Genomic DNA, 21,345 nt, shown 5'->3' with positions numbered 1-21,345 from the left:
CCCTAGCGAGCGCACGAGAGTCCCATTCGCTCGGACTGGCCACCGAAAGTTGTCCACAGGCCCCCGCGACCAGGGGTTTTGTCTGTGTCGGTTGGTACGATGGCCTCGGGGTGGCCCCCCGGGTATGGGTGGGGGATGCCTACGCAACCATCTGTGTTGGCGTTGATCTTGGGACGGCTGTTCGGATATGGGGGCGAGGGCCGTACGTGAGCGTGCCGTTTCGAGACGCTCGCCTCAGGATCCACCGGGGACCTTGCTTGGCCGTTCTCGCAGCACGTCAGAGGCAGGCGAGGCCCGCTTCGCGGGCGGAGCGGCCAGGGCCGGTTCCCGGATGTCCTGAAGGCACACCTCGGGACGATGAGCGTCCTGAAGGGCACCCTCAGGAAGCGCTACTCGGTCTACTTGCGGTCGAGGGCAGGGGCGAACACGTGCCACCCGTCCTCGACGGGGCAACGCGCGGCGGTCAGGCGGCCGAGCGACTCCTCGACGAGTGCGAGGGCGGCTTCCTTCACCAGCAGTGCCCGACCTTCGCAGCTCGAGCAGCGGGGAGCCTGGCTGTAGACGTGACCGGCGGTCATGACAAGTGAGCCTACCGAGCCGCGAGGACGGCGCGATTGAGGCTAGGAGGACTTCGCCGTCTGGCGGGCGGTCGCGGTGATGCCGTCCGTGTAGCCGCGGCAGTACTCCCAACTCACGTAGGCCGCCGGGTTCGGGTCGAACGCGGGCTCGTGTGGGCGCATGCGGCCGTCGGCCAGCAGCTGCTCCAGCGAGGCCCGCAGCAGCGCCCAGTCGTGGTAGTGCGGCTCCTGGCACTCCGCGCAGTCGACCACCACTCCGCGCACCGACCGCTGTTCCAGCAACGCCTGGTACACGGCCAGGTCGCGCAGGTCGGCGAGCAGTTCGTCCCGCTCCTGGGCCGAAACCGGTTCCGGCGTGTCCGCGTCGGCCGCGTCGAGTGCCCAGACGGGGTCGTTGGGGTCGCCGGCGAACGGGTCTGGTGGCAGTGCGTCGTCCCTCACGCCCCGCACGGTACCGGGCGGGGCCGACGTATGGTCCAGATACCATGGGTCAACTGCGGAAACCCCGTGACAAGAAGGGCCATGATGACCACCGCTGAGGGGCTCCCGGCAAAGTTCGCCACACTCGGCCTCACGTTCGACGACGTGCTACTGCTGCCGTCGGAGTCCGACGTCGTGCCCAGCGAGGTGGACACGAGCACCCGGCTGACCCGCAACGTCACGTTGCGCATCCCGCTGGTGTCGGCCGCGATGGACACCGTCACCGAGGCTCGTATGGCCATCTCCATGGCCAGGCAGGGTGGCATCGGCATCCTGCAGCGCAACCTCCCGATCTCCGAACACGCGCGCCAGGCCGAGACCGTGAAACGTTCCGAGGCCGGCATGGTCACCGACCCGGTCACCTGCCTGCCGACGGCCACGCTCGCCGAGGTCGACGCGCTGTGCGCCCGCTACCGCATCTCCGGTGTCCCGGTCACCGACGCGCAGGGCACGCTCGTCGGCATCATCACCAACCGCGACATGCGGTTCGAGGTGGACCACACCAAGCCGGTCAGCGACGTCATGACCAAGGGCCCGCTGGTCACCGCACAGGTCGGTGTGTCGGCGGACGCCGCGCTCGGGCTGCTGCGCCGCCACAAGGTCGAGAAGCTGCCGATCATCGACGGCGCCGGCAAGCTGCGTGGCCTGATCACCGTCAAGGACTTCGTCAAGACCGAGCAGTACCCGAACGCCACCAAGGACCCGGATGGCCGCCTCGTCTGCGGCGCCGCGGTCGGCGTCGGCGACGACTCGTACAAGCGGGCCATGACCCTGGCCGACGCCGGCGTGGACGTCCTCATGGTCGACACCGCCCACGGCCACTCGCGCGGCGTGATCGAGATGGTCGCCAAGCTGAAGAAGGAACTTGGCGAGTCCGTGGACGTCGTCGGCGGCAACGTCGCGACCCGTGCCGGCGCCCAGGCCCTGGTCGAGGCCGGTGCGGACGGCGTGAAGGTCGGTGTCGGGCCCGGCTCCATCTGCACCACGCGAGTGGTCGCGGGCGTCGGCGTGCCGCAGATCACCGCCATCTACAACGCCGACCAGGCGTGCCGGCCGGCCGGCGTCCCGGTCATCGGCGACGGCGGCATCCAGTACTCGGGCGACATCGCCAAGGCCATCGCGGCCGGCGCGTCCGCGGTCATGCTCGGCAGCCTGCTCGCCGGTACCGCCGAGGCGCCCGGCGACGTGATCCTGGTCAGCGGCAAGCAGTTCAAGACCTACCGCGGCATGGGGTCGCTCGCCGCCATGCAGTCACGCGGCGAGGCCAAGTCGTTCTCCAAGGACCGGTACTTCCAGGACGACGTGCTCAGCGAGGACAAGCTCGTGCCGGAGGGCATCGAGGGGCGGATCCCCTTCCGCGGCCCGCTGTCCCAGGTCGTGCACCAGCTGGTCGGCGGCCTGCGCTCCGGCATGGGCTACACCGGCTCCCGTACCATCGCCGACCTGCAGAACGCCCAGCTGGTCAGGATCACCGCGGCGGGACTCAAGGAGAGCCACCCGCACGACATCACCATGACCGTCGAGGCCCCCAACTACACCACCCGCTAGGAGACATCGGTGCCGGATCTTGTCGAGATCGGCAGGGGACGAGAGGCCCGCCGCGGCTACGCGTTGCGCGAGGTGGAGATCGTCCCGTCCCGCCGCACCCGGTCGTCGCAGGACGTGTCGACCGCCTGGCAGATCGACGCGTACCGCTTCGACATCCCGCTGCTGACGCACCCGACCGACGCGGTCGTGTCCCCGGCGGTCGCGGTGGAGGTCGGCAAGCTCGGCGGCCTCGGCGTGCTCAACGCGGAGGGCCTGTGGGCCCGGCACCCGAACGTCGAACAGGTGCTGAAGAAGATCGTCAAGACGGTCGACAAAGAGGGCTACACGGTCCTGACCGAGCTGCTGCAGGAGCTGCACGCGGCGCCGATCAACCCGGACCTGATCACCGAGGCCGTCAAGCAGGTCGCGGCCGGCGGGGTGACTGTGGCCGCGCGGGTGAGCCCGCAGCGTGCCGCCGAGGTGACCCCGTACCTGCTGGCCGCGGGCGTGGAGATCCTCGTGGTGCAGGGCACGATCGTGTCCGCCGAGCACGTGTCGCGCGACGGCGAGCCGCTGAACCTGAAATCGTTCATCCAGGACCTGGACGTCCCGGTGATCGCGGGCGGCGTGCACGACTACCGGACGGCCATGCACCTCATGCGCACCGGCGCCGCCGGCGTGATCGTCGGCTACGGCTCCAGCACGGTCACCACCACCGACAAGGTCCTGGGCATCGGCGTCCCCATGGCGACGGCCATCGTGGACGCGGCCGCCGCCCGCCGCGACTACCTCGACGAGACCGGCGGCCGGTACGTGCACGTGATCGCCGACGGCGAGATCGACGGCAGCGGCGACATCGCCAAGTCCATCGCCTGCGGCGCCGACGCGGTCATGCTCGGTGAGCCGCTGTGCTCCGCCAGCGAGGCACCGGGCAAGGGCCTGTACTGGACGGCCGCGGCCGCGCACCCGTCACTGCCCCGCAGCGGCGTCATCCCGCTGGCGGACGAGGACGAGGCCGTGGACCTGCGCACACTGCTGTTCGGCCCGTCGTCGGACCCGGACGGCATGATCAACCTGTTCGGTGCGCTGCGCCGTGCCATGGCGAAGACCGGTTACTCGGACCTGAAGGAGTTCCAGAAGGTCGGCCTTTCGGTGCGCGGCTGAGGCATGGACAGACAGGTTTTCGCCACGCGTGACCGCGTGGCCCTCACCGAGCTGACCCAGGACGACCGCCGTGTGCTCAACGAGCGCGGCGACCACGCCTACGACGTCGACCCCGACCCGCGGCCCAGGATGCATGCCGGGTTCGCCGTGTTCCGCGCCGCCGTCGTGGAGCCCGACACCGGCGTCCTACTCGGCGAGGTCAACTGGCACCCCGTCGGCTACGGGCCGACCGCGGCCTGCGAGGCCTGGAACTTCGGCATCTCGCTGCTGCCAAGTCAGCGCCGTCGCGGCACCGGCACCGCCGCCATCCGCCTGCTGGTGGAGCATTTGTTCGCCACCACCGAGGTCGACCGGGTGGAGGCCAGCACCGACCGGGAGAACCACGCGGCGCAGCGGGCGCTCACCAAGGCCGGGCTGCGGCGGGAAGGCGTCATCCGAGGCGCCCAGCTCCGTGATGGCGAGCGTCGCGACATGATCAGCTACGGCATCCTCCGGGACGACCTGCCGAAGGACACCGACGAGCGCGAGGTCGCCGCGAGCGGCCAGGGCGTCATGCTCGCCGACGTCCTACCCGGCGACCTCGAGCTGCTGAGTGGCCAGGACGACAACGCTTTCGAGGCCGACCACGACGAACGGCCGAAACGCTACTTCCCCACGGTCCACCGGCTCGCCGTGCTCGACCAGCACACCGAGGAACTGCTCGGCGCGGTCAGCTGGCACGCCGTGGGCTACGGCGGAAGCGCTGCCTGCGAGGCGTGGAACGTCGGCATCGGGCTGGTGCCACAGAGCCGGGGCCGGGGCGCCGGTGCGACCGCCCTCCGGCTGCTCGCCGAGTACTTGTTCGCCACCACCGACATCGACCGCGTCGAGGCCGACACCGACCGCGAGAACGTCCCGGCGCAGCGGGCGCTCGCCAAGGCCGGCTTCCGGCCGGAAGGGCTCGTCCGCGGCGCGTACGTCCGGGGCGGCGAGCGCCGGGACATGCTGTCCTACAGCCTGCTCCGCACCGACGTCGTCGAGGCGACCGAGGCCGGTGAGCGGGCGGTCGTGCTCACCCGCGACGGGGTGACCCTGGCCGTGCCAGGGCCGGGGGACCGGGAGAAGTTCTACGTCGCCGGCTCCGGCGAGTTCGCCATCGACCCGGACGACCGGCCGCGTGTGGTCGGCCCGACCCGCAGTTCCCTGCTCAGCGTGCTCGACACCGAGACCGGTGAGCTGCTCGGCGGCGTCAGCTGGCACGCCGTCGACTACGGCGGAACGGTGTCGTCGTCGGCGTGGAACATCGGCATCGCCCTGCTGCCCGACGTGCGTGGCCGCGGTGTCGGCACGCTCGCGCAGCGGCTCCTCGTCGAGCACCTGCTCGCCACCACCGAGCTGGACCGCATCGAGGCCAGCACCGACGTCGACAACATCGCCGAGCAGCGGGCACTCGAGAAGGCCGGCTTCCGTCGCGAAGGCGTCCTGCGGGGCGCGCAGCTACGCCGTGGCATCCGCCGCGACCTGGTGCACTACGGGCTGGTCCGAGGAGACCTCGCGAACTAGCCTGCAAAGCATGGGTGTACTCGCGAGTAGGTTCGACTACGACGTGGTGGTCGTCGGCTCCGGTTTCGGCGGCAGCGTGGCGGCGCTGCGGCTGACGGAGAAGGGCTACCGGGTCGCGGTGGTGGAGGCGGGCCGCCGCTTCGCCGACGACGAGTTCGCCAAGACGTCATGGCGGCTGCGCCGGTACCTGTGGGCGCCCGCGCTCGGTTGCTTCGGCATCCAGCGCATCCATCTGCTCAAGGACGTCATGATCCTGGCCGGCGCGGGTGTCGGCGGCGGTTCGCTGGTGTACGCGAACACGCTGTACCGGCCGCTGAAGCCGTTCTACCGCGACCGGCAGTGGGCGCACATCACCGACTGGGAGGCCGAGCTCGCGCCGCACTACGACCAGGCCACGCGAATGTTCGGCGTCGTCGACAACCCGACGATCACCCCGGCCGACGAGGTGATGCAGAAGGTCGCCGCCGACATGGGCGTGGCCGACTCGTTCCACCCGACGCCGGTGGGCGTGTTCTTCGGCATGCCCGGGACGCGGGCGCCCGACCCGTACTTCGGCGGCGCCGGCCCAGAGCGCACCGGCTGCACCGAGTGCGGCTCGTGCATGACCGGCTGCCGCGTCGGCGCGAAGAACACGCTGGTCAAGAACTACCTGTACCTGGCGGAGCGGAACGGCGCGAAGGTCCTCCCGCTGACGACGGTCACCGCCGTGCGGCCACTCGACCAGGGGTTCGCGGTCGACCTGCGCCGCACCGGCCGCCGCGCCACGGCCACGATCACCGCCGGTCAGGTCGTGCTGGCGGCCGGCACGTGGGGCACGCAGCGGCTGCTGCACGGGATGAAGGACAGCGGTCTGTTGCCGCGCCTCTCCTCGCGCCTCGGCGAGCTGACCCGCACCAACTCGGAGGCGATCATCGGCGCGGGGCGTCCCACGGTCGACCCCGCGCGCGACTTCAGCCGGGGCGTGGCGATCACGTCATCGATCCACCCGGACGAGAACACCCACATCGAGCCGGTCCGGTACGGCAAGGGCAGCAACGCGATGGGCCTGCTGCAGACCGTCGCGACCGACGGCGCCGCGTCGATGCCGCGCTGGCTGCAGGTGCTGCGGTACATGGTGCGGCACCCGGTGAAGATCGCGCAGCTGCTCGCCACGCACCGGTGGAGCGAGCGAACCGTGATCCTGCTGGTGATGCAGAGCCTGGACAACTCGATCACCACGTTCACGAGGAAGGGCCTGTTCGGGCGCCGCCGGTACACGTCGAAACAGGGCCACGGCGAGCCGAACCCGTCGTTCATCCCGGCCGGCTACGAGGCGAACCAGTTGGCGGCCAAGCACATCGACGGCATCGCGGGCGGGACATGGGGCGAGATCTTCAACATCCCGCTCACCGCGCACTTCATCGGCGGCTGCGCGATCGGGCTGTCCGCGGACGAGGGCGTCATCGACCCGTACCACCGCGTGCACGGCTACCCCGGATTGTCGATTGTGGACGGTTCGGCCATCTCGGCGAACCTCGGCGTGAACCCGTCGCTGACGATCACCGCACAGGCCGAGCGGGCGTTTTCCTTCTGGCCCAACAAAGGCGAGCATGACCCCCGCCCGGCGACCGGCTACGAACGACTCGACCCGGTGGCCCCACGTCACCCGGCGGTGCCGGCGCACGCACCAGCGGCCCTGCGCTGATAGCGTCCAACGGTGAGCAGAGTCCCCACCGGCGAAGAAGAAGCCCGGTTTTGGCACCTGATCGACTCGGCCTGGGAGCGGGTCGGTCGCGAGGCGTCGGCCCGCCGGAAGGGCTTGGCCAACCGGCAAGGCGACGACGAGGCGTACGACCTCGACCTGGACGCGTTTCTCGAGCACCTCGGTGCGTTGAGCGAGGGCCTGTCGGCCGAGGAGATGACCGACCTCGACCGCGTGCTGGAGCGGAAGCTGTACGACATCGACCGCGCCGACATCCACGAGTTCACCGACGGATCCGATGACGGCTTCCTGTACTGCCGCGGGTTCATCGTGGCGATGGGTCGGGAGTTCTACGAGGCGGTTCGCGCCGACCCGGCGGGGCGGTCATGGATGCCGACTGCGAGGAGATGTGCTACTTCTTCGCGCACCTGCACGACAAACGTTTCGGCGACTGGCCCGACACCGGCTCGGGTATCTCCCGGGAGACCGGCCGGAATCCGGCAGGCTGGCCGGACTGACGGTGGCTAGGCTCGACCGGTGAGTGTCGTCGTCGTGGGTGGCGGGCCGGTCGGGATGACGGCCGCGTTGCTGCTTGCCCGGCAGGGCGTGCCGACCACGGTGCTGGAGGCGGCGCCCAGCCGCGAGATGATCGGCAGCCGGTCGATCTGTGTGCAGCGTGACGTGCTCGACATCCTCGAACGCGCCGGCGTCGGGGCGCTGGTCGCCGAGTCCGGTGTCACGTGGACCCGCGGCCGCACGTTCTACCGCGAACACCAGGTCGCCGAGATCACCTTCGACGTGGTGGGGGACGCCGCGTTCCCGCCGTTCGTGAACACGCCGCAGACGGTCGTGGAGTTGTTGCTGGAACAGCAGATCGGTGCCGAACCGCTGGTCACGCTCCACCATGGACAGCGCGTCGTCGGGCTGGCGCGGGACGACGAGGGCGTCACGGTGTCCACCTCGGACGGTGAGTTCCGCGGCACCCACTGCGTGGCCGCCGACGGCATCCACTCGACCGTCCGCGAGCAACTGGGCCTGGCCTTCGACGGCGTGTCCTTCGACGACAAGTTCCTGATCGCCGACATCCGCGTCGATCTCGGGTTCACCGCGGAGCGGCGGTTCTACTTCGACCCGCCATGGAACCCCGGCCGGCAGGTGCTCGTGCATCCGCAGCCGGGTGGCGTGTGGCGGATCGACTGGCAGGTGCCCGCCGACTTCGGCTTCGAGCACGAGAACCTGGACGCCCGCATCCGCAAGATCGTCGGCGACGCGCACTACGAGATCGTGTGGCTGTCGGTGTACCGGTTCCAGCAGCGGCGCGTGCCCCGCATGGTCGTCGACCGCGTCCTGCTGGCCGGCGACGCGGCACACGTGATGAGCCCGTTCGGCGCGCGTGGCCTCAACTCGGGCATCGCGGACGCGGACAACCTGGCGTGGAAGATCGCGCTCGACCGGCGCGGGCTGGCGGGCCCTGCCCTGATTTCGTCCTACGACACCGAACGTGGCGCGGCCGCCGAGGAGAACCTGCGCGTCACGGGCAACACGATGCGTTTCCTGGTGCCGCGGACGGACGCGGAACGCGCACACCGGATCGACGTGCTGAACCGCGCGGTCACCGACGAGTCCGCCCGCGCCGAGATCGACTCCGGCAGACTGGCGACGCCGTACTCCTATGTGGACTCCCCGCTGACCACCTCGGGCGGCGGGCTGTGCCCGGACGCGCAGCTGACCTCGCGCGGCAGGCGGCTGCGGGAGCTGGGCACGTTCGTGGTGCTCACCAACTGGTGCGACTGGCGGCCCGCCGACGAATGGGAACGCGCCGTGGTCGGGGACGTGATCCCGCTGGACCAGGAGGAGGACACGGTCCTGGTCGACGCGTTGGGCCTGAAGCCACGGCAGGCGGTCGTCGTCCGTCCGGACGGACACGTGGCCGCCGTGCTGACCGAGCCGCGCGGCGGCGTGAACGCCCTGGTCAGCGAGGCCCTGCGGCGGGCGACCGGATGGTGAGCGAACCATCCGGTCGGCCGTACGTCTACCCGGACGTGACGACGATCAGCAGGCGCCGGTTCCTCGGCGCGGTGACGGCCGGGATGGTGGCGACCGCGTGCTCGCCCAAAACGGCCGGCTCGCCGTCGTCGGTCACCAGCAACCCGCCGCCGACCACCAGCCAGGCGCCGATCCCGCCGGACTGGAACGCCCTCCGCGCGCAACTGCCAGGCGGCCTCGTCCTTCCCGACGACGGCGGCTACGCGGTGGCCAGCCAGTCCTACAACCCGCGCTTCGACAACCAGCGCCCGGCGGCCATCGCCCGGTGCACGTCCGTGGCCGACGTCCAGCGGTGCGTGGAAACCGCCCGCAACGCACGCATGCCCATCGCGGCCCGGTCGGGCGGACACAGCTACGCCGGCTACAGCACCCCCGACAACGGGCTGGTCGTCGATGTCCGACCCATGGCGAAGATCGAGATCGACGGTGACAAGGCGGTCATCGGCGCTGGCGCCCGGCTGATGGAGGTCTACTCCGCGCTCGCCGAAGCGGGGCGCGTGCTGCCCGCGGGCTCATGCCCGACCGTCGGCATCGCCGGGCTGACCCTCGGCGGCGGTATCGGCGTCACCGCGCGTGCGTTCGGCCTGACCTGCGACAAGCTGGTCGCCGCCACACTGGTCACCGCCGACGGGAAGCAACACACCGTCGACGGCGGGGACCTCCTCTGGGCACTCAAGGGCGGGGGCGGCGGGAACTTCGGCATCGTCACGTCGTTCACGTTCACCACCGAGCCGGCGCCGGACGTCACGGTGTTCGCGCTCAAGTACCCCGCCGGCTCGACCACGGACGTCCTCGGCGCCTGGCAGGAGTGGGCGGCGCGACAGCCCGACGAGATGTGGTCCCAGTGCACGGTCTCGGCAGGCTCACCACCCGGCTGCCGGATCAGCGGCGCACTGGTCGGCGACGAGGAGCGGTGCAAGCAGCTGCTGAAGACCGCACCGCGCGCGTCCTCGGTCCTCATCGAGGGCAAGGGGTATCTCGACGCCATGCGGTACTTCGCCAACTGTGGCCCGGGCACGTGCCTGCCGAAGTCGGAAGGCGGCCAGGTCGGGCGCGACTCGTTCGTCGCCTCGTCCCGCGTGCTCGCCAAGCCGGTTGACCCGGACGCGCTGGTCGACCTCCTCGACGGCCGCTCGGAGGTGGACGTGCTGCTCGACTCGCTGGGCGGCGCCGTCGGCCGCGTGGCCCCGGACGCGACCGCCTTCCCACACCGGAAAGCCTTCGCCAGCGCCCAGATCTACTCGTCGGCCAGCGAACAGGACGTAGCCGAGATCCGCGACGGCCTGCCCGGCGGCACGGGCTACGTGAACTACATCGACCCGACCATGCCGGACTGGGCAGCCGCCTACTACGGCGACAACCTGCAGCGGCTACAAAAGGTGGCCGCCAAGTACGACCCGGACAAGGTCTTCACCTTCGCGCAGGCGATCTAGAAACGTAGCATTTGTGTTACGCTGACCTGGCGGAGGTGAGCCGGCGTGACTGCATCGAACACCTATTGGGATGACCTGGTCGAGGACCTGAAGGATCCCGAGTTCCTGCGTGCGTACATCACCGAAAGCCTGCGCGTGGCGACCATCGATCAGCTCGTTCACGACCTGGACGAGGCCAGGCGCGGTCTGGGCCTGACCAAGGCCGAACTGGCCCGTGCGATCAGCGCCGAGCCCGCTGTGATCCGTCGCCTGCTCTCGCCTGGCCACAGAAACCCCACGATCGGCACCCTCGCCGAGGTCGCTGCCGCGCTGGGCCTGAAGGTCGCGCTGGTCCCGATGACCGACGACGAGCGTGCGCAGGTAGCGGAGCCCCTCCGGTCCGGAATGGCGAAGGACCCCGAAGCCCTGGCTCGAAAGGTCGAGAGCGCCCGAGCCCGCACGTCCTGAAGGACACCCTCAGGACGTCGAGCCCAGATCCGCCGATGATCGCCAGGGAGGCCCCAGTGCTGCGAGTGGCGTGTTTGTGCCACTGGCGCTGTCTCGAACGACGCTGTCGGGTCGTTGAACGTCATCAGCGCGTCTTTCGAGACATCGGCGGTGCCCCGAACGCGTCTTTCGGGACCCAGCGGATGTACATCCCGACAAGATCATCGGTGGATCCGGGTTGAGCGTCCCGAAGGCCCCCTTGGGTCATCGCGGCACCCGCGCTACAGCTCCAAGCCGGTCAGCACCATGACTCGTTCCTCGGTGAGGTCGGCCATCGCGGAGCGGATGCCCTCTCGGCCGAAGCCGGAGCCTTTCACGCCGCCGTAGGGCATCTGGTCCGCGCGGAACGACGGCACGTCACCGACGATCAGGCCGCCCACGTCCAGCTCGGCACGCGCGCGGAACGCCACCTGCGTGTCCCGGGTGAACACGCCCGCCTGCAGTCCATAAGCAGAGTCGTTGACCTGCGCGAACGCCTCGTCAACGTCGGCGACCACGGACACCGCGAGCACCGGGCCGAAGACCTCCTCCGCCCAGACCTTCGCCTCGAACGGGACCTCCGACAGCACGGTCGGCGCGTACGTGGCGCCGTCGCGCTTGCCGCCGGCCAGCAGCTTCGCGCCAGCCTCCACCGCCTCCTCGACCCAGGTGGCGACCCGCTCGGCGGCTGCCTCGTCGACCATCGGGCCGACCTCGACGTCCGGGTCGTGTGGGTTGCCGGTGCGTAGCGCGTTGACCTTGTCCAGCAGCTTCGGCAGGAACTCGTCGGCGACCGCGCGTTCGACGATCACCCGCTGCACGGCGATGCACGACTGCCCCGCCTGGTAGTTGCCGAACGTCGCGATCCTGGACGCGGCGAATTCCAGGTCCGGCCAGTCGGCGCACACGACAGCGGCGCCGTTGCCGCCCAGCTCCAGCACGACCTGCTTGCGGGGCGCGGCGTCCATCAGCGACCAGCCGACCGGGCCCGACCCGGTGAACGACACGACCGGCAGCCGAGGGTCCTTGACCAGCGCCGCCGTCTCCTCGTTGCCCACCACCAGCACCGAGAACGCCCCGGCCGGCAGGTCGGTCTCGGCGAGCAGTTCACCGAGCAGCAACGCGGACAGCGGGGTGCGGGGCGCGGGCTTCACGATGATCGGCGCGCCGACGGCGATGGCCGGCGCGATCTTGTGTGCCACCAGGTTCAGCGGGAAGTTGAACGGCGCGATGCCCAGCACCGGCCCACGCGGCACCCTGCGGACCAGCGCGAGCCGGCCGGCGGCGTTCGGGTCGGTGTCGAGGCGCTGCAGCTCGCCGGAGAACCGGCGGGCCTCCTCGGCCGCGAACCGGAACGTCGACACGGCACGGCTGACCTCGATCGCCGCCCAGCGCAGTGGTTTGCCGTTCTCCGCCGTGATCGTCTCGGCGATCTCCTCGGCACGCTCGGCCAGGCCGCGGGACACGTGGTCGAGGGCGGCCGCACGGACGTGCGCCGGCGTGGTCCGCAACTCCCGCGCGACCTCGGCCGCGGCGGCGACCGCCCGTTCCACCTGGTCGGCGGTGGGCAGGCAGACGGTCGCGATCTCGTCGCCGTCGTACGGGTGGTAAACGGGGAGGGTCTGGTCACTCTGCTCGGGCCGGTTCGCGATCCAGGCAGGCCGCGGGGTCGGCAGGTGCTCCTCGGACGCGTTCATAGGCTCCACCGTAGTTCTGGGCGCCATGCGATGCTGTGGTCGTGACCGACAACTTTCACCGGCCCGTTCTCGTCGTAGACTTCGGCGCACAGTACGCCCAGCTCATCGCCCGTCGCGTCCGCGAGGCGCAGGTGTACTCCGAGGTAGTGCCGCACACCATGTCGGTGGCGGACATGATGGCGAAACAACCGCTGGCGATCGTGCTGTCGGGTGGCCCGTCCAGCGTGTACTCCGAGGGCGCGCCGGACGTGGACCCGAAGCTGTTCGAGGCGGGCGTGCCCGTGTTCGGCATCTGCTACGGCTTCCAGGCCATGGCACAGGCCTTGGGCGGCACGGTCGAGCACACCGGCTCACGGGAGTTCGGTCGTACCGAGCTGAGCGCGGACGGCGGCGCACTGCACTCGGACCTGCCCGGGCGGCACCCGGTGTGGATGTCCCACGGCGACTCGGTCACCGCCGCGCCGCCCGGGTTCGTCGTGACGGCGTCGTCGGCCGGCACGCCGGTGGCCGCGTTCGAGGAAACCGAGCGCGGGTTCGCGGGTGTGCAGTACCACCCGGAAGTGGTGCACTCGCCGCACGGGCAGGAGGTCCTGCGCCGGTTCCTGCACGACGTGGCCGGCATCCGGCCCCGCTGGACGATCGCGTCGATCGTGGACGAGCAGGTCACGCGCATCCGCGAGCAGGTCGGTGACGGCCGGGCCATCTGCGCGCTGTCCGGCGGCGTCGACTCGGCGGTGGCGGCCGCGCTCGTGCAGCGGGCCATCGGCGACCGGCTGACCTGCGTGTTCGTCGACCACGGCCTGCTGCGGGCCGGCGAGCGTGGCCAGGTGGAACGCGACTACGTGGCCGCGACCGGCATCAAGCTGGTGACCGTCGACGCCCGCGACCGGTTCCTGAAGGCACTCGACGGCGTCACCGAACCCGAGCAGAAGCGGAAGATCATCGGCCGCGAGTTCATCCGGGTGTTCGAGGAGGCAGAACGCGACCTCAAGGCACAGGGTGACTACCGGTTCCTGGTGCAGGGCACGCTCTACCCGGACGTCGTGGAGTCCGGCGGCGGCACGGGCGCGGCGAACATCAAGAGCCACCACAACGTGGGCGGCCTGCCGGAGGACCTGGCGTTCGAGCTGGTGGAGCCGCTGCGGGAGCTGTTCAAGGACGAGGTCCGGCGGGTCGGCCTCGAGCTGGGGCTGCCGGAGACGATCGTCCACCGGCAGCCGTTCCCCGGGCCGGGCCTTGGCATCCGCATCATCGGCGCGGTCACCGCGGAGCGGCTGGAGATCCTCCGCGCCGCCGACTCCATCGCCCGCGAGGAGCTGACCGCCGCCGGGCTGGACCGCGACATCTGGCAGTGCCCTGTGGTCCTGCTGGCGGACGTCCACAGCGTCGGCGTCCAGGGCGACTTCCGGACCTACGGCCACCCGGTCGTGCTGCGCCCGGTGTCGTCGGAGGACGCGATGACCGCCGACTGGACCCGCCTCCCGTACGACGTGCTTGAGCGCATCTCGACCCGCATCACGAACGAGGTGCCCGAGGTCAACCGTGTCGTCCTGGACGTCACGTCGAAGCCCCCGGGCACCATCGAGTGGGAGTGAGTCAGCGCTTCCGCAGCGAGGACGCCAGCATCAGGATGCCCACGAACAGCGCGCCGCCCGCCAGCAGCCAGGTCGGGTTGGGGATGTGGAAGGCCCCGTCGGTGAGGACGTAGGCCGACACCAGGAGGGTGCCGATCCCGGCGAGGAGCGTCAGCACGTCCGGGAACCGCTTGGTCTCGTTCTGCTCCCGCTCAGCCACGGCGCACCTCCACGTTTCCGAGTCCGACCGACGCGGTCAGGTTGATTCGCAGACCGCCCTCACCGTCGTCGCCGTAGCTGGTGGGTGCCGTCATCGCCAGGTCCGTGCCGGACCGCTGCTCCCCGAGGCAGTCGATCTCGCCGGCGTTGTTCTCACAGACGAGGGTCACGTCGGCGTCCTCGGGCACGATGACCGTCACGTTGCCGACGTCGGCGTGCACGCGCGTGTCCACGACGCCCTCCGGCGGCATTCCGGTCAGGTCCAGTTGGACGTTGCCCGCCGACCGCTCGTACGCCGGGAGCACTTGCGCGAGGTTGATCGGGTTGGCCGTGAGGTCGCCGAGGCCGTGGTAGCTGCCGCCCGGGCTGATCGCGGCCATCCCGAGTCCGACCACCGACAACGGCACCGCCAGCGCGATGAGGCCCCGGCCGGCCCGCAGGAACGCACCGGCCACCAGGCCGAGACCGATGATGGCCAGTGCCACCCCGATCACGTGCGGCGGGTTGATCCACCCGACATTGGTCTCCGAGGCCGCGATCGCCAGCCCGGCCACGGTCATCAACGCGATGCCCAGCGTCGCCGTGGCGACCCGTGGCTTGCGCCGCTTGACCGGCGGTTCCGGCTCCTCGGGCTCCGGTGGGGCGGGTTCTGGCAGGTCCCACGCGAACGGCGCCGCACCGAGGGGATCCCACGCCGGCGGGGTGGTCCGTGACTCCTCCGCGACCGGCGGCTCGGCCGGCGGCGGGGAGTAGACCGGCATGGTCGGCATGACCGGTGTCGACATCGGCATGGTGGGTGCGGGTGGCGGGGTTGGCGGGGCCGGCGCTGAGCTGACCGGTGTCACGTGCCCGCGTGTCTGGTGCAGCATGAACAGGAGGCCGCCGACCACCAGCAGGCTCACCCAGTTGGAGAACTCCCCGGTGAACGACCCGCTGAAGAACATCCCGACGACCGGCACCGTGATGATGCCCAGCAGCACGGTGAACGCGGACGAGGTCGAGCTGCGGCCCTTGCCGAACAGCGACTCGATGGGCGACGTCTCGTCGTCCTCCTCCGGCAGGAACAGCCAGCCGAGGAGGTAGACCAGGATCCCGGCGCCACCGTAGACGGCCGCCACCGCGAGTCCCACCCGCACGAGCACCGGGTCGATCCGGTAGCGGTTCCCGATGCCGGCGGCGACGCCGGCGATCTTGCGCCCGCGACGTGGCCGCCGGGGGCGCGTGGCCCAGAAGTCCTTGACCGTGTCCTCGATGCGCACCGCGCCGGACGGTCCCTGTGTCGCACTCACGACGAAAATCATGCGCTTCGCAGGGCGGAGTCCACATCCGGGAATCACCCTGAGCCTTCCACTCCGGGTATTTCCCTGATGGGCTGTCAGCGAGTACATGTGACGATTGAGCGGTGAGCGTTGGGGTCGAGACACGAGAGCCGGTGGTGGACGCGGACCTCGAGCGGGTGGCCAACCGGGCCGACGACGTGACCGAACAGGTCAAGATGCGTCGACGGCGGTCTGGTCGTGCCGTCGCGGGGGTCGCCGGCGGGCTCGCGGACCATCTCGGCATCTCCGTGCTGTGGGTGCGGATGGCGTTCGCGCTGCTCGCGGCGTTCGCCGGGGCCGGCGTGATGGCGTACGGCCTGCTGTGGGTGTTCGTCCCGCAGGCCCGCAACGAGCCCAAGCAGACGGACGTCTCGCCCAAGGAGAAGCAGCAGGCCCGGGGCCTGCTCGCGATGGGCATCGGTCTCGCGATCGGCGTCGGCGCCCTGTCCGGGATGGTCAACGGCTGGGTCGCCAGCGGTCTCGTGGTGACACTGGTCGGCGCCGCGCTCGTCTGGCGGGAGGCCGACGAGCAGCAGCGCCGACGCTGGAAGGTCGTCGGCGCGGTCGTCGGCACCGGCGGCCGGTCCGCGCTGTTCCGCATCCTCACCGGCGCGGTGCTGGTCGTCACCGGTATCGCCGTGTTCCTGGCGCGCAGCGTCAACCTGGACCAGATGCAGTTCGCGCTGCTCGCGGTGATCGCCGCGCTGGGTGGCGTCGCCGTGCTGTTCGTGCCGTTCTGGCTGCGGCTGGTCCGCGACCTCGGCGAGGAGCGCACGCAGCGCATCCGCACCGAGGAACGTGCCGAGATCGCCGCCCACCTGCACGACTCCGTGCTGCAAACGCTTGCCCTGATACAGAAGCAGTCCGAGGCGCCGCGCGAGGTGCTGCGGCTCGCACGGGGCCAGGAGCGTCAGCTGCGTGGCTGGCTGTACGGGCCGTCCGGGTACGGCGGCGGCACGCAGAACGGCCCCGAGGTGCTGTCCGAGGCCATCGCCCGCGCGTGCGGCGAGGTCGAGGACACCTTCGCGATCAAGGTCCAGCAGGTCGTGGTCGGCGACTGCCCGCTCGACGAGCGGCTCACCGGTCTGGTCTACGCGGCCCGCGAGGCGACCGTGAACGCGGCCAAGCACGCGGGCGTCGGCGAGGTCAGCGTGTACGCCGAGGTCGAGCCGGACGCGGTCGAGATCTTCGTGCGGGATCGGGGCAAGGGCTTCGACCCGGAGGCCGTATCGGAGGACCGGCATGGCCTTGCGGACTCCATCAGGGGCAGGATGGAGCGCAACGGCGGCGAGCTTCGCCTGCGCACCGGGCTCGGAGAGGGCACGGAGGTGCACCTGCGGATGCCTCGTGAGCCGGTCGCGGCGAAGAAGGGGAACTGATGGCTGACAAGCCCGTGCGGGTGTTCCTGGTGGACGACCACGGCCTTTTCCGGGCCGGGGTGCGGGCGGAGCTGGACTCCATCACCGACGAGGTCGAGGTGGTCGGTGAGGCCGGCACGGTCGGTGAGGCGGTCGCCGGCATCGGACACAAGAAACCGGACGTGGTGCTGCTCGACGTGCACATGCCCGACGGCGGCGGCGCCGAGGTGCTGCGCCGTGCCCGCCCGGACAACCCGGACGTGGTGTTCCTCGCCCTTTCGGTGTCCGACGCGGCCGAGGACGTCATCGCGGTCATCCGGGCCGGCGCCCGGGGCTACGTGACGAAGACGATCTCCAGCCACGAGCTGGTCCGCGCGGTCGTGCGGGTGTCCGACGGCGACGCGGTGTTCTCGCCACGCCTCGCGGGGTTCGTCCTGGACGCGTTCGCCGACCGGCCGGGCGCGGCGCCGATCTCCGACCCGGAGCTGGACCTGCTGACCCCGAGGGAGCGGGACGTGCTGCGGCTGCTCGCCCGCGGCTACGCCTACAAGGAGATCGCGGCGGAGCTGTTCATCTCGGTGAAGACGGTCGAGACGCACGTGTCCAGCGTCCTGCGCAAGACGCAGCTGTCGAACCGGTACGAGCTGTCCCGCTGGGCCTCGGACCGCCGTTTAGTTTGACCCTCACATGGTGTGAGGCCATAGACCTGGTGCCGTCATGTTCAACATCGGAGACTTCGCCAGGCACGGACGGGTTTCGGTCCGGATGCTGCGGCACTACGACGCCATCGGGCTGCTGAAGCCGGCCCGTGTCGACCCGCACAGCGGGTACCGCGGGTACGAGGCGGCGCAGCTGTCGCGGCTCAACCGGATCGTCGCGCTCAAGGACCTTGGCTTCACGCTGGAGCAGGTCGCGACCATCGTCGACGACAAGGTCGGGATCGACGAGCTGCGTGGCATGCTGCGGCTGCGGCGGGCCGAGTTGGAGAACCAGCTCGCCGCCGACCGGGCCAGGCTTGCCGCCATCGAGGCGAGGCTCCGCACCATCGAGGTGGAGGGCGCCATGCCAACCAACGACGTTCAGGTCAAGCGGATCGAGGCGGTGCGGGTCGCGGAGGTGACCGGGGTGGCCGCGGGCTTCGACCCGGCGGCGATCGGCCCGGTGATCGGCCCACTGTTCGAGGAGGTGTGCGGGCACCTGGAGAAGGCCGGTGTCACACCGGTCGGCCCGGGCATCGCGTACTACGAGGACGCGCCGGCTGGCGGTGTGCTGGTGCACGCCGCCATGCCGGTGAACGTCCCGGCGGTCGACGGCGTGTCGATCGTGGACCTGCCGGCCATCGAGCGGGCGGCCACGATCATGCACCACGGCGACATGGACAACGTCCTGTCGACCGTCCAGACCCTCGCCACCTGGATCGAGGACAACGGCCACACCTCGGCGGGCTACAACCGCGAGGTCACCCTCAAGTGGTCCGAGGACAAGGCGGAGTGGGTCACGGAGCTGCAGGAACCTTTGCGGTGACGATGACCGGCGCCGGCGGCTCGACCCGCCGCCGGCGCACCCGCGTCAGCCCGACCCCGGCCAGCACGACGACCATGCCGGCGACGACCGGCACCGTCAGCTTCTCGTCCAGGAACAACGCGCCAAGCAGCACCGACACGACCGGCAGCAGGTAGCCGACGGTGGCCGCGGTGGTGGGTCCCTCGTCGCTGAGGATCCGGTAGTTGAGCGCGAACGCGAGCCCGGTGCCGAAGATCCCGAGGATCGCGACGGCCACGGCGGCCTCCCATCGCAGGTGGACGGCTTCGAGCCCGTACACCGGCATGGCCAGCGCGGTGAGCCCGGTGGCGGCGGTGATCTGCGACGCCGACAACGCGATCGGCGCGGCCCCGCGACCCGATACGAACCGCCCGATGTAGGCGAAGCTGACGGCGTAGAGCATGGCCGCGACGAGGAGCAACAGCGCGTCCCAGCTGGCGAACGACGCCTGCCACGGCGAGAAGATCAGCAGCGTGCCGGTGAACCCCAGCACCAGCCCGGCGATCTTCGGGGCGGAAAGGTCGCGTTCGGTCCGCAGCATGATCGCGATGAGCAGCACCCACAGCGGCGTGGTCGCGTTGAGCACACCGGCCACCCCGGAGTCGACCGTCCGCTCACCGAGGGCGAACAGCGTGAACGGGACCGCGTTGCCGGTCAGCGCGGCGACGGCCACGTGGCCCCAGAGCCGGCGGTCCCTCGGCAGCCGGTGCCCACCGGCGTAGCAGAGCGTGATGAGCACACCCGCGCCGAGCACGAGCCGGACGAAGGTCATCTGGACGGGCGTGAAGCTCGCGAGCCCCATCTTGATCCAGAGGAAGCTCGATCCCCAGAACAGCGCCAACAACCCCATGCGAACCAACGTCGCGCCACCACCAACGATCACGGTGGCAACGGTGCCTCAGGGCATGAGGTAGAACAAGCAAATAGTCGAACACATACCTGTTAGCAAAACTGAACAGTCGCTACCCGAGGTTCTGGAAGCTGTCGATCATGAGCTGACCGTTCTGGTCCACGAGGCTCAGCACGTAGTTCTCGGTCGAGGTCCGGTTGTCCTTCGTGACGAACTGGATCGCCGCGGCGACCTTGTTGTCCTGCGCCGACGTGCCCATCACCTGCACGGACGCGATGCCGCCCCAGAAGTTGCGGTAGGCGTCCGGACCGCCGCCCTGGGCCCGTGCGTTCTCCGTCATCAGCCCCCACGCGGCGTCGGGGTTCGCCGGCAGCAGGGCGTAGTAGTCGCGGACGGCCTGCTCCGGCGTCTTCGTGGTGGCGGGCGGCGGCGTGGTGGTCGTCGTTGTCGTGGTGGTGGTGGTCGTCGTTGTCGTGGTCGTCGCCGACGACGTGTCCGCGGGCGCCGACGTCGTGGTCGTCACGGGCTCGATGCTCGTGCTGCTGTCCTGCCCCTTGCCGCTGTCGTCGTTGTCGCCGCCACCGGACAGCAGGCTCGCGACCAGGATGCCGACCAGCGCGGCCGCGACGATGGCCAGCACCGTCAGCAGGATCGACCGCACCCGGTCGTTCTTGCCCTTCGGGGGCGGTGGCGGTGCGGGGCTGGCGGCACGAGGCGGAGTCGGCGCCGGTTCGCGCAGCACGGGGCCGCTCGCCAAAGGCTCGGAGAACGGGTGCACGTCCAGTCGCGTGCCGTCCGGCGGCGACGGCGGCCCGGACGGTGGGGCCGAGGCCCACGCCGGCCGCTGCTGTGGTGGCGGGGTGGCCGGACGCGGAGGCGGCGGAGGTGGCAGCCGGTTGCCGGCGATGCGGTTCGTCGGCGCGGCCGCGGCGTCCAGCATCCCGCTCGGCTGTCGGCCCTCCGCGACGGCGAGGAGATTGTCCCTGGTCGTCGTCAGCGCGGGCCGCTCGGACGGCTCCACCCTGAGCAGTTGCATCAGCAGCGCGGTCAGCGGCCCGGCCTGCCGAGGCGGGGTGATCTTGCCGGCGGCGACCGCGTACAGGAGGGCGAGCGTGTTCTCGCTCAACCCGAACGGCGAGTGTCCCTCGACGGCCGTGTAGAGCGTGGACCCCAGCGAGAAGACGTCCGCGGCCGGCTTCGGGTCCTCGCCCTTCGCCACCTCCGGAGCCAGGTAGGCGGGGGTGCCGGCCAGCATGCCGGTCGCGGTGACGGTGACGTCACCGGTCGCCCGCGAGATGCCGAAGTCGGTGATCTTGACCGTGCCGTCGTCGCCGAGCAGCACGTTGCCGGGCTTGATGTCGCGGTGCACCACGCCGGCCTTGTGCGCCGCGGACAACCCGTCGGCGACCTGGCGACCGATGTCGGCGACCTGGCGGGGCGGCATGGGGCCCTCGCGGGTCAGCCGCTGCGCCAGCGACTCCGACGGCAGGTACTCCATGACCAGCCAGGGGCTGTCCTCGTGCACGACGACGTCGAACATGCTGATGACGTGCGGGTGCTGCAGCCGGGCGCCGATGCGGCCCTCGCGCAGGATGCGCTGGCGGGACTCCTCCAGCGCGCCGCCGCGGGCCGGCACCGCGGCCGCGAGTAGCTCCTTGACCGCGACGGTCCGGTTCAGCAGCTCGTCGGTGGCCTTCCAGACCGCACCCATGGCGCCGGCCCCGATCCGCTCGTCCAACCGGTACCGGTTGCCGATGCGGGTCGGGGTGTCATCGGGCGGGGTGCTCATCGTGGCCCAGGGTAGCGACCCCCGGGCGCCCCCGGTTTCGCCCGGTCGTGCCGATATCCGGCCGCCCGGACGCCGCCGCCG

The 21,345-nt window shown here is 70.7% G+C and carries 19 protein-coding genes; 12 read left to right on the top strand and 7 right to left on the bottom strand.

The features are described from left to right. Positions 1–398: 398 nt before the first annotated feature. Both VF106_RS44870 and VF106_RS44865 read right to left on the bottom strand, forming a co-directional pair. Positions 399–578: a hypothetical protein gene (locus tag VF106_RS44870; protein ID WP_330846172.1), complete on the bottom strand. Its 180-nt coding sequence runs from the start codon at positions 576–578 to the stop codon at positions 399–401. 42 nt (positions 579–620) lie between these two features. Beyond that, positions 621–1,019, bottom strand: a complete 399-nt coding sequence (locus VF106_RS44865; protein WP_414639211.1) for a DUF5319 domain-containing protein — start codon at positions 1,017–1,019, stop codon at positions 621–623. Between the two features lie 84 nt (positions 1,020–1,103). Here VF106_RS44865 and guaB point away from each other — a divergent pair, with 84 nt between their 5' ends. Genes guaB through VF106_RS44825 form a run of 8 tightly spaced genes read left to right on the top strand, consistent with a single transcriptional unit; the run spans position 1,104 to position 10,898 of the window. Then, entirely contained in the window at positions 1,104–2,606 is a 1,503-nt protein-coding gene (guaB, locus tag VF106_RS44860) for an IMP dehydrogenase (RefSeq protein WP_330846170.1), read from the top strand. A gap of 9 nt (positions 2,607–2,615) precedes the next feature. Then, complete coding sequence (locus tag VF106_RS44855; protein WP_330846169.1) at positions 2,616–3,749, top strand: GuaB3 family IMP dehydrogenase-related protein; 1,134 nt, start codon at positions 2,616–2,618, stop codon at positions 3,747–3,749. Between the two features lie 3 nt (positions 3,750–3,752). Then, the gene (locus VF106_RS44850; protein WP_330846168.1) at positions 3,753–5,291 is read left to right on the top strand and encodes a GNAT family N-acetyltransferase; all 1,539 of its coding nucleotides are present in this window, start codon (positions 3,753–3,755) and stop codon (positions 5,289–5,291) included. 10 nt (positions 5,292–5,301) lie between these two features. Further along, on the top strand, positions 5,302–6,975 hold the full coding sequence (locus VF106_RS44845; RefSeq protein ID WP_330846167.1) for an FAD-dependent oxidoreductase: 1,674 nt from the start codon (positions 5,302–5,304) through the stop codon (positions 6,973–6,975). Between the two features lie 12 nt (positions 6,976–6,987). After that, the gene (locus VF106_RS44840) at positions 6,988–7,500 is read left to right on the top strand and encodes a DUF4240 domain-containing protein (RefSeq protein WP_330846166.1); all 513 of its coding nucleotides are present in this window, start codon (positions 6,988–6,990) and stop codon (positions 7,498–7,500) included. A 9-nt stretch (positions 7,501–7,509) separates the two neighbouring features. Next, positions 7,510–8,979, top strand: a complete 1,470-nt coding sequence (locus tag VF106_RS44835; protein ID WP_330846165.1) for an FAD-dependent monooxygenase — start codon at positions 7,510–7,512, stop codon at positions 8,977–8,979. Continuing rightward, positions 8,973–10,451, top strand: coding sequence for an FAD-binding oxidoreductase (locus VF106_RS44830; RefSeq protein WP_330846164.1), 1,479 nt, complete (start codon positions 8,973–8,975; stop codon positions 10,449–10,451). The genes VF106_RS44835 and VF106_RS44830 overlap by 7 nt, the downstream gene beginning before the upstream one ends. Before the next feature lie 45 nt (positions 10,452–10,496). Further along, positions 10,497–10,898 carry a helix-turn-helix domain-containing transcriptional regulator gene (locus tag VF106_RS44825; RefSeq protein ID WP_330846163.1) on the top strand — a complete coding sequence of 134 codons (402 nt, stop codon included), beginning with the start codon at positions 10,497–10,499 and terminating at the stop codon, positions 10,896–10,898. 260 nt (positions 10,899–11,158) lie between these two features. Here VF106_RS44825 and VF106_RS44820 read toward each other — a convergent pair whose 3' ends face one another. Continuing rightward, positions 11,159–12,613 carry an aldehyde dehydrogenase family protein gene (locus VF106_RS44820; protein ID WP_330846162.1) on the bottom strand — a complete coding sequence of 485 codons (1,455 nt, stop codon included), beginning with the start codon at positions 12,611–12,613 and terminating at the stop codon, positions 11,159–11,161. 41 nt (positions 12,614–12,654) lie between these two features. Here VF106_RS44820 and guaA point away from each other — a divergent pair, with 41 nt between their 5' ends. Then, positions 12,655–14,208, top strand: a complete 1,554-nt coding sequence (gene guaA / locus VF106_RS44815; protein WP_330846161.1) for a glutamine-hydrolyzing GMP synthase — start codon at positions 12,655–12,657, stop codon at positions 14,206–14,208. Between the two features lies 1 nt (position 14,209). Here the strand turns inward: guaA and VF106_RS44810 are convergent, their stop codons facing one another. Beyond that, positions 14,210–14,407: a hypothetical protein gene (locus VF106_RS44810; RefSeq protein WP_330846160.1), complete on the bottom strand. Its 198-nt coding sequence runs from the start codon at positions 14,405–14,407 to the stop codon at positions 14,210–14,212. Then, positions 14,400–15,695, bottom strand: a complete 1,296-nt coding sequence (locus tag VF106_RS44805; RefSeq protein WP_330846159.1) for a PspC domain-containing protein — start codon at positions 15,693–15,695, stop codon at positions 14,400–14,402. The genes VF106_RS44810 and VF106_RS44805 overlap by 8 nt, the downstream gene beginning before the upstream one ends. Before the next feature lie 143 nt (positions 15,696–15,838). On the opposite strand from VF106_RS44805, the gene VF106_RS44800 reads away from it, so the two are divergent. The 3 genes from VF106_RS44800 to VF106_RS44790 are packed head-to-tail and all read left to right on the top strand — an operon-like array spanning position 15,839 to position 18,607. Then, entirely contained in the window at positions 15,839–17,104 is a 1,266-nt protein-coding gene (locus VF106_RS44800) for a PspC domain-containing protein (protein WP_330846173.1), read from the top strand. After that, entirely contained in the window at positions 17,104–17,763 is a 660-nt protein-coding gene (locus VF106_RS44795) for a response regulator (RefSeq protein ID WP_330846158.1), read from the top strand. The genes VF106_RS44800 and VF106_RS44795 overlap by 1 nt, the downstream gene beginning before the upstream one ends. 37 nt (positions 17,764–17,800) lie before the next feature. Next, on the top strand, positions 17,801–18,607 hold the full coding sequence (locus tag VF106_RS44790) for a MerR family transcriptional regulator (protein WP_330846157.1): 807 nt from the start codon (positions 17,801–17,803) through the stop codon (positions 18,605–18,607). Here the strand turns inward: VF106_RS44790 and VF106_RS44785 are convergent. Beyond that, positions 18,579–19,508: a DMT family transporter gene (locus VF106_RS44785; protein ID WP_330846156.1), complete on the bottom strand. Its 930-nt coding sequence runs from the start codon at positions 19,506–19,508 to the stop codon at positions 18,579–18,581. The genes VF106_RS44790 and VF106_RS44785 overlap by 29 nt on opposite strands. Positions 19,509–19,587: 79 nt before the next feature. Beyond that, complete coding sequence (locus VF106_RS44780) at positions 19,588–21,264, bottom strand: serine/threonine-protein kinase (protein WP_330846155.1); 1,677 nt, start codon at positions 21,262–21,264, stop codon at positions 19,588–19,590. Between the last annotated feature and the right edge of the window lie 81 nt (positions 21,265–21,345).

This window comes from Actinophytocola sp. (assembly GCF_036378875.1).
Classification (GTDB): domain Bacteria; phylum Actinomycetota; class Actinomycetes; order Mycobacteriales; family Pseudonocardiaceae; genus Actinophytocola.
This window is presented reverse-complemented; position numbering and strand designations above follow the sequence as displayed.